The sequence below is a fragment of the Candidatus Cloacimonas sp. genome (assembly GCA_039680785.1).
GTDB lineage: Bacteria > Cloacimonadota > Cloacimonadia > Cloacimonadales > Cloacimonadaceae > Cloacimonas.
This window is the reverse complement of sequence record JBDKSF010000061.1, coordinates 1-9,539: the sequence shown is the minus strand read 5'-3', so window position 1 is coordinate 9,539 and position 9,539 is coordinate 1. Positions and strand designations below refer to the sequence as shown.

Below are 9,539 nucleotides of genomic sequence, written 5' to 3'. Positions count from 1 at the left end.
TGCCTATTTTATGTCCTATGCTTCTTCAGTAAATGCCGATCACAACATATTTGTCTGGTATGAAAACGATTACACTCTAATGGGGGTAAAACACAGAGTAATAAACAATGCTGGAATTGATTTATTGCCTTCCGAAGAAATGGCCATAGCTGAATACCCGGCAGGAAATGCTTATCTAACTGACTGTGTAGCTTTGGGTAACAATTATCTGGTCGTTTGGATTGACGAACGCCAGACCGGAAAAATATATTATCAATTATATAACGGCAATCAGGAGATGCTTTTACCCGAAAATGGAACACCGCTAAACGATACTTTTATAGGACGAGAAGAAATCCTGGCTCAGGAAAAAATCTCGGCAACTGAATATGCCGTGGTCTATTATGTTTATAACGATGATGGCAATAATGCTTGCTATCTGCAATGTATTAATGAAAGTGGCACAAAAATTTATCCCGATAATGGCATTTTTCTGAGATACTATATGGGGTCTAATGTGTCCATCAGCACACAAAATGAAGCTATTTATATTGGCTGGATAAGTGATCATACTGATTATGATTATATTATGGGACAAAGAATAGCCGGAGGACAAAAATTGTGGGGTGAAGAAGGAAAAATAATAGCTCAAACAGATCCCAATGCCAATGACATCCTGGTTAAATCTACCTATTTCATTTGGAATAATTTTACCGCTCCTGCTTCCATATCGGCTTTAAAAGTAGATACAGATGGTAATCCGGCTGAAGGTTGGAATCCGGAAGGATTAATGATATCCCAAACTCCCAATTTAGATTATGTCTATCTCCAAAAAGCATATTTAGAAGTGGATAATCTGGTGCTTATCTATTCTTATTATGGCAATGATACCCAATTCTATCTGGCTCAAAAAATTACTAATGCAGGAGAGCTACTTTGGACGGAAAACGGTGTTCAAATTTGCGTAGATGCCCATTTACTTGATTCTGTTTGGGATAATGATAAGATAATCTTCGTTGGCTATTCTGGCGTTCCTTCCAATAACTATCTATTTTTTAATATTTTGGGTAGTTCAGGTGAGCTTTTGTATGGTATTGAAGGCAAAACCATCGCTAACAATATAATATTCAATTACGACTCCTCACTGGCAAAATTTGCTAATGGCGCTTACCTTTTTTCTTGCACTTATTATACTTATGAAAGTGATTCCTATGATATAAAAATGCTTGAGCTTGATCCGCAAGGCAATCCTCTCAACCATCAATTTGCAACCGTTTGTGATGCTCGCAATAGTCAAGACGCAGTTAGAAGTGTCGTTATTGGAAATAATGCTTTTCTGGCTTGGGGTGATGAAAGAATTGCTTCGTTTAATTGCGATACAATTGTAACCTCCATTTACGCTACTTGGGTGAATAGTTCTTATGTGGCAAATGAAGATGAAGTTATCACAAATCCTGCCGTTATTTCTTTACAGCAAAATTATCCTAATCCCTTTAATCCGGAAACCACGATTTCTTTCTCTCTGCCTAAAGCGGAAAAAGTAAACCTGAATATCTATAACTTAAAAGGACAACTGGTTAAGACCCTTTACCAAGATAACCAATGTTCTGCAGGAGCAAATTCCGTGGTCTGGAACGGAAAAGATGATAAAGGAAATAGCGTAAGCAGCGGCATTTATTTCTACCGCTTAAATTGTGGAAAAGAACAGCTGACCAAGAAAATGGTGCTTAGTAAATGAAGTAACAGAGTTCAAAGTGCCGGAGTGCGGGAGTTCAAAGTGCGGGAGTTCAAAGTTCTTAGTTCAAAGTTCTTTTTTCGGTGACCTCGGTGGCTAAAAAAAACCGGCTGAAAAAAACTTCAGCCGGTTTTTTTGAGAAGGAGATAAGGTTTATAAATTGTCATCTGTTTACTGCTTTCACTTGGAAAAATTGGTGGGCTGTATCAGCCATAAAACTATATTGGTTTTCCGTTGTGGAAATAACAAAATTCCAAGGTCCCGTAGGCGAATCGGAAGAGTAAACATCATAGCCACTTGCCCCGTTAACATTATTCCAGCTTAGAACACAGTTATTATCAGCTGTTTGAGTTAGTTGCACTTCCGGTTTACTAAGAATTAGATGTCCCACATATAGGTTATTAATCATAAAGTCATTATCGGCATTAGAAGTTGTAGAGCCAGCAAAGAAGGCAATTCTCTTATGTCCGGTTAAACCATTCAAAGGAATGCAAATCCTTTCTCCCCAAGGGCTAATATCATTCAGAACATAAGGTGAACCCGTATTATTCCATTCTCGCACAATATTGGAAGTGCTCCAAGTATAACCATCGGAAATTAAAACGGCAAAGCGATCATCAAGTCCAGTTAAAGCAGGAGGAGTTCCCGTCGGGGGCTGATTGTTTTTAAGAAATGCCAAATCAAAATAGAGATAATCACTGTCTTCCGTAAACAAAAATTGAGGCGTGATGAGCCAGCCGTTTAAATTGCCCCAGATATTGATTCTGGCTGCTTTATCCGTTCCGGCAATATTTAGCCAATCGTCCTGTTCCCACAATGAGTTACCTCCCAATTGAATTGGGTCAACCAAATCACCCCCTTTTCGCAACCAATCTGAATTTGGAGGAAAAGAACTTCCATCAAAACTTTCCGTCCACGGGTAATTCATAATAGAAGGATCTGCCATAGTGGTAAAACTCCAAGCGGGACAGGCAATTGCATTGCCAAAACCATTACGGGGAATTACTCTCCAATAATAAGTGGTGCTATAATCCAAAAGAGTCGGCAACGCATAAGTGGTGGAAGTAGTTACCTGATTATTTACAATAAATGTTAAGGGATTAGTTTTATATAAAGAGACCAGGTAATCAACCGGATCACCTCCCCCGCTGGTCCATTTCAAGTTTGTAGTTATCGCCACTCCGGTTGCCTCATTGGCTGGAAGAGGATTTACAGCCGGATTGGGAACTGTAGTGGCAGGAGAAATAAACCAGACATTAGGTCTGTTATAAGTTCTGCTTCCGGAAGATGTAGGAAACGAACTATTGTTATATTTATAGGCAGCCCTATAGTTACTTGCTTGGGTATAAGCAAATCTTGGATAGGGACTTTGCGCTGAGCCATCTCTATTTTCCCAAAGAATTTCAATTCCATTGGGAACAGGACTACCACCATTATAGGTATATGTATATGGATTCGTCAGTTGAATGAAAATCCAGCCGGGGCTTGTCCAAGAAATAGTTCCCTGATAGGCAATCGGATAACTGGAAGGATTCATATATTGTGGACTGGAAGGATAAGTTTCGTCATAAAACTCACGAATATAAATCCTTTGGTCATTTGTGACATAATTTTCAAAAGTGTTTACTGCCAGCTGAAAACCGATTTTGGATATTACCACCGATCCTGTCATTCCTGCCGCCAGTAATTCGTCGGCAGTAAAAAAGAACCTGCTCCAACTGTAGTTATAACCACCATTAAGAGGAACATAATTTTGATTATTTGTTCCCGTTCCAATAATATAATCTTCCGCTGCCAGAGCTGCCAGCGAAAATAGCATTATTATGATAAGCAAATACTTACGCATAAATTACTCCTTATTTTAGCAGAGTTAATTTCCGTGTAGCGGTAGTTTTCCCTGTTTGCATTTTTAACAGATAAATGCCGCTGCCTAAAGAATTACCTTTTTCATCTTTGCCGTCCCAGACAATACTGTGTTTTCCGGAAGTCATATTATCAGAAACGAGATTTTTCACCTTTTGTCCTTTTAGATTGTAGATGTTAATATCCACTTTATCTGCTTTTGCCAGGGTAAAAACAATGGTAGTAGTAGGATTAAACGGATTAGGATAATTCCCTTTCAATTCACTTTGAACCACAGGAGTTTCCTCTTCTTCTACAGCATCAGGTCCAATTCCGAACCATTCCATTAAATCACTGAATAGTTCTTCACTTTGAGCAGGGTTATTCAGTTGAGAATAGTCAAAAGAAAAGTAGAATGTCTTAAAAACCGGTGTATCCACGGCAGTGGCACAAACACCATGATATAAATAAGCGTGTCCATCTACAGGACCGTCTTCAAAGGCAAAAGCATTCACCGCTCCAATTTCCGGATAGGGAACTGCGTCTGCATACCAATCGGGAACACTGTCATAAGCAAAAATGCAATCGGGACTATTGGCATAAACACTGTATTCGGTTCCTACATTACCAATCGGAGAAGAATTTGTACTAATGATTGTGCCGGTTTGATAGCTGAAAACATCGGGTCCTGCCAAACCGTTAGTTCCGCCTCCGGAACCTGTGGCAACGGAAAATGTTCTTAAATAGCCATTCAAAAACAAATTCATAGGATGGAAATTAGGGGTTCCAGCTTGACTGAAAGCATATCCATCTGAGGCAAAAAACAGGTTTTTGGCATTGTCTATGGTTCCTGAATTCAAGAACTCAATCAATTTTTGGGATAAATATAGCGTAGCGGGACCACCGGTGCCAGTGGAAGCATAAGCTATGATAGTAGAATAGGAAGTAGGAATGGAGTAAGTATCATATTCTTCCCAATTATAGAGGTCGTAGGAAATATTTAAATTCTCAAGACGCTCAACATAAACCGGCAGTTCGGTGTGTTGATAATCCTGTTTTCCACTATAGGCAAGCAAAACAGAAGTATTTTCCGAAGGCAGGATTTTGAACATATAGACATCGTTGGGAGCATTTGCCGGCAGGGTTGAAGCGTTACCAATAATGTCAGCGGCAGCGAAGTAATAGCTAAAATTATGGCCTGTGGGGATTTGGGGCAGGATAAATTCATAATTGCCATCTCCCGCAGGAATACCTTCCAGAGTATTCCAACCCTCTCCAGTGTTATAATGCAGAGTTACATTAGCCAATTCGGAAAGGTCTAAAACCCTTGCCTCCAAGACAGGTGATTGATTAAAAGTGTTACCGGGAGCCGTATGTGTAATGAAAGGCGCTTGAGTATCCTCACCACTGTAAAAACGAATCGCCAAACCATCAAACAGTAAATTTCCCGCTGGCTCCACTCCCTGATAGGCATTATTTTGCACAATTTCTCTTAAATAGCAAATTCCCATTGTGGCATCTGCACTTTGTAGAGCGACGGTAGCGCTTTTTCCATTATCATGAGGAACATTGGCTCCGGTTTGTCCTGTGGCTGTAGAATTATATTGCATAACGATTTCCCCGTTTTCGTGCAGGATAACTTCAAAATCCAAATAAGAGGAAATTCCGGTTCCCGCATGAAATCGGACATTATGCCATTGAATTACACAATAACGATTGGGCTCTTCTCCAAAGCTTTGAAAATATATATCTCCCGTTCCTTGGTCACAATGAAGGTCATCCCAATAAACCGCTATCAAACCTGGCATTTGTGTATAGCCGGGGATAGGATACATATAATTAAACATATTTCCATCCTCTCCCCATCCGCTGTCGGGATATTCTGTGTACCAATTATTTTCCGCCAACAGAATTTCTCCATTGATATCCACATAAGCGGTAGAATAATTTACTCCATAGAAGGGAAAACTAAAGCTCAAAGGAATGGGTTCGGAAAAATTGTCGTCTCCATTAAATTGATTCACTCCATACATAATAGTGGAAGTGCCAGTAGAGCTGATGTCCAGCCAATTATATGTTGGTCCGTTTTCCGCGGTGTTATCAATGTAGCGAAAACCAAAAGCATCCGGTCCGCCCACATTTATTCTTAAGATAACATTGAATGCACGGCTGAGAGTATCATTAGTAGGATTATTATCACTTAGGTTTAGCTGAAAAGTGCCCGTATAGTCACCTTCCGCATTAATGGTCAGAGCAGGAAAAATTGCTTCAAAAGTTGCTTCTGGCTCCAAAACAGGATTAAAATAAGCACAAATGCTATCTACAAGAACATTCTGGCTGTTATAGACCTTGAAGCATAGTTCCAGCTGATCTTCCCATAAGACCTGCCCATTATTTTTTACCAGCACGGCAGGCGTAAACCAAGAATTCACATATTCTACACTGCCAGGAGAATTAATTGTTTGCAAAGCCATATCCACTGTTGGAATTGGATGCACGATTATTTGCACGGTATCCGTCGCCGTTAAACCAGTGATATTATCCGTAAGAGTAAAAGTGATATTTTCCGTTCCATTCCAATCATCGCTGCTAAAAGTTACCGCTAACCCCGTGGCAGAAATAGTTATATGTTCTGGAGTTTGCCAACTGAGCTGAACATTGTTAATGTCCGTAGCCGTAATATAGGGGGTAAAATCAACCGTTTGCGATTCACCTTGCCAGAAAGTATAACTATCGGGCAGGTTTAATTCCGGCGTAACGATTACGGGCTGCCCTATTTTTACATCATCTACAATAATGCCATAGTTTACGCATTGCCATTTAAACCCGATGTAAATATTTTGTCCCGCATAAGCAGAAAGGTTATAACTTGCATATTGAAAAGTAGTTCCTATATTCTGCAAATTCAATATCTGCGTGCTGAAATTGCTGATGGCATTGCCAGTTGTGGAAACATATACCTGCAAATTTTCCGTATCAATCCAAGCGCGCGTGTAGAATTTCAGCGAATCACCACTGACTATGTTAATTTGAGGAGTGATCAGCCAATCACAATTCTGATTGGGAAAATAGTTATCGGCAAAAGCAAAACGGGTTCCCGAATGAGCGTGACTGGCATTTTCCAAATTCCGCCAGGTCATTCCATCCCCATCATCATAAGTTATCCAGCCCGTTGGAAGAGTAGTGATACCTTCAAAATCCTCATCTATATGCCACTGGGCAAAGGCAACAGTTGAACACAGAATGAGGGAGAATAGTAAAAATAATTTTTTCATAATAGACCTCTTTGGTTAAATAAAATTAAGATGCGGGTTTTCAATCTGGATAAACCATTCAATGTCGCCTGCGATAGAACCACCCACATCTCTGTTGCTACCCCAGTAAACACTCATAAATCCGTTACTTTTATGCTTCAAAGCATTATCAATATTGCCGGCGCGGATATTGTCATTTGTTCCCAGACAAATAAGCGCCACTTTCCTACCGTCTTTTCCACCCAAATCAATGGCTTTGGCTAATTGACGCTGATTCGTGGCGGCTGAAAAACCGGTTATTTCGTTATTGACTATTTCCACCGTAGGAGAAAGAATTTCTTCTCCCAAGGCAAAAGCCCGATCGCCGTTTATTTTCCCCTGCATCGTTCCCGGCTTGGGAATGATCAAAATTTCACCTCCGGGAAGGTTTATGATCGGTGCCTGGAATTGACTATCTCCAAAAGAACCGCATTCCGCCCAGATATTTTCTATGCCAAAAAGCAAAGCGGCGGAATTTGCCTCTATATTCATAACATCTTTATGGAAAAAGCGGTTACACATCGTTATCGTTTTTTCGCTAAGCGTCGGATAATCTATATCCAAAGCACGCCAAAACTGAACTTCACTTTCAATTGCCTGATCGGAAAGTGTTCCCTGTAAAAGAGCGGGCATCATTGCCAAGCGAATTTGCTTTTCCTGAATAATTTTCCGCCCTTTTTCCAGCATTCGGTTGCGGATTTTTATTTTATCGGGATCCGTAACTTCCACGGTGCGGGATTCTCCGTTCAAGTTCAAATAAACATCCGCCCATTTCAGTTTTTGGTTAAAATTTTCATAATCGGCTTGAAACGCCGTCAGTGAATATTGCTCAGCACGCTCTTTCAGCTGATCCAAATCCTGATATAACAAGGAAGTATGAATTCCCCGGCGTCCCGCTTCCAGCAATAATTTTTCCACCAAAGGCAGATTGAATTTACCCGTAGAAATAAGTAAGTGCATTCCTTTGGTCAATTTTAGCGATTGTTCAATCAGCTTGGCGGCTATGTTGTTCAAATTTATGTGATATTCCTGCTCCAAAATGCTGTTGATGATATTGCGATTATCCAAAATTTGGTTATGTGACTCCAGTCCGATGGCAAAATCAAGAATGTAACTACGCGCCGTGGCTCTGTAATAGACCTCTTTATTGTTACCGTTTACCTCGTCTTCAATTTTCAACAGACCTTCCGAGAGCATTTGAGTTAAATTATAGTGCATCTTTTGTTTACTGCATCCAAACAGAGTGGCAAGTTGTTGACAAGTTGCCGGCGCCTTGATTAATTCCTTCAGCATATTGTATTTCAGCGGACTTCCCATCTCTTTCAGTTGAGCGTGATCTTTGATCAATTGTAGGTTTTGGATCATCCAAACCTCCTCTTTAAGGTATCATAGTTTTAATAATTACACGAGATTATGCACCTGAAGTTTAGTCAAGTATTTTTTTACTTTTTCTGAAAAATAATGAACCCAGCTGATAATGTTCATTGACCTCATTTCCGCTAAGCATACCGTTTCCTTCTTTGTCTCTTTACAGCCACCCGACTTCCACCTGTCATCCTCTCCTCCTAAACGAGGAGCAAAGGAGGAGAGGATGAGGAGAGGATGACGAGAGGGCTGGAGTCGAGAGGTCTGGGGTCGAGGGGTCTGGGGGTCGAGAGGTCTGGAGTCGAGGGGTCGAGGGGTCGAGGGGTCTGGAGTCGAGGGGTCTGGAGTCGAGGGGTCTGGGGGTCGAGAGGTTTTGGGGTCGAGGGGTCTGGAGTCGAGAGGGCTGGGGGAAAAGATTTATTTGATTACGGCCAGTTTTAGGGTTTCTTTTTTACCGTTTTGGTCAAGTCGCAAAAAATAAATTCCGCAAGCCAAAGGGGCTAATTCCGTTTGGCTGTCAAAATTTTTGCTGGCATTCTGCTGGAACAGGCATTGTCCTTTAAGGTTATAAATTTCCAGATGGAAGTTTTCCCCTCTTTTATTTTGCAGGGTAAAAGAGCCCTTGCACGGATTGGGAAATAAGCTAAATTCGGAAACAGGAGAAATTAAATCCTCAGCTCTAACCCAGCCAGAATGACTATAGACCTCTATATTATCCAAAAAAAGAGCCATTGCATCCACGGAAACACATCGCCAGGCAAGAAAAATGCGTTGTCCATCCCAGGCGGATAAATCGTAAGCATAATTTGTCCACTGCACAGGAACGGCGATATAGGGTCCGGAATTTAAAGGTGTAAAAGAGGCAATCTCGCTGGTGGTATTGGAAATTAACACACACATCCGTTCCAAACCAAAATTGGCAAAAGCGGATTTTGCCGCAAAATTTAGGCGGGAATTGGCTCCCAGATGAATTGGCGGTGAAATGAACCAATCATTATTGGGCGGAGGAATGGCACAAAGTGAAGCAAGCATTTTAGTTCCGGCAAAAGTTGGCTGCTCCATTAAGGGTGGAATGGTGGCAAGTGGTTCAAAACAAAGCCAGCCAAAAGGTTCGGTTTCAGCGGGAAAAGAAATGCCTTCCCATTCGGAAGTGGCGCTATCATCCAAATCCAGATTCTGCCAAGAAAAAATATCCTCCGTAAAAGCAGGGACATTTTCAAAGCCCTGAAACAATATTTGCTCTGCTGACTGCGAAGGTATTGTGACGGTTATCAAATTGGAGGGATAACTTTCCGTGCCCGAATTACTTACGGCTGTAATCCAAT

Annotated in this window: 5 protein-coding genes; 1 reads left to right on the top strand and 4 read right to left on the bottom strand. The window is 41.0% G+C overall.

Translation table 11 applies throughout. The features are described from left to right. The coding region (locus ABFC98_03840) for a FlgD immunoglobulin-like domain containing protein (protein MEN6445160.1) at positions 1-1,717 on the top strand (1,717 nt) is incomplete at its 5' end. A 160-nt stretch (positions 1,718-1,877) separates the two neighbouring features. On the opposite strand, the gene ABFC98_03835 is transcribed toward ABFC98_03840, so the two are convergent. The 4 genes from ABFC98_03835 to ABFC98_03820 all read right to left on the bottom strand — a co-directional run. Beyond that, positions 1,878-3,560 carry a hypothetical protein gene (locus tag ABFC98_03835; GenBank protein MEN6445159.1) on the bottom strand — a complete coding sequence of 561 codons (1,683 nt, stop codon included), beginning with the start codon at positions 3,558-3,560 and terminating at the stop codon, positions 1,878-1,880. Positions 3,561-3,570: 10 nt separating this feature from the next. Continuing rightward, the gene (locus tag ABFC98_03830; protein MEN6445158.1) at positions 3,571-6,831 is read right to left on the bottom strand and encodes a choice-of-anchor J domain-containing protein; all 3,261 of its coding nucleotides are present in this window, start codon (positions 6,829-6,831) and stop codon (positions 3,571-3,573) included. 15 nt (positions 6,832-6,846) lie between these two features. Then, positions 6,847-8,214 carry a helix-turn-helix domain-containing protein gene (locus tag ABFC98_03825; protein ID MEN6445157.1) on the bottom strand — a complete coding sequence of 456 codons (1,368 nt, stop codon included), beginning with the start codon at positions 8,212-8,214 and terminating at the stop codon, positions 6,847-6,849. A gap of 417 nt (positions 8,215-8,631) precedes the next feature. Then, a partial coding sequence (locus ABFC98_03820) for a choice-of-anchor J domain-containing protein (protein ID MEN6445156.1) occupies positions 8,632-9,539 on the bottom strand: 908 nt, incomplete at its 5' end.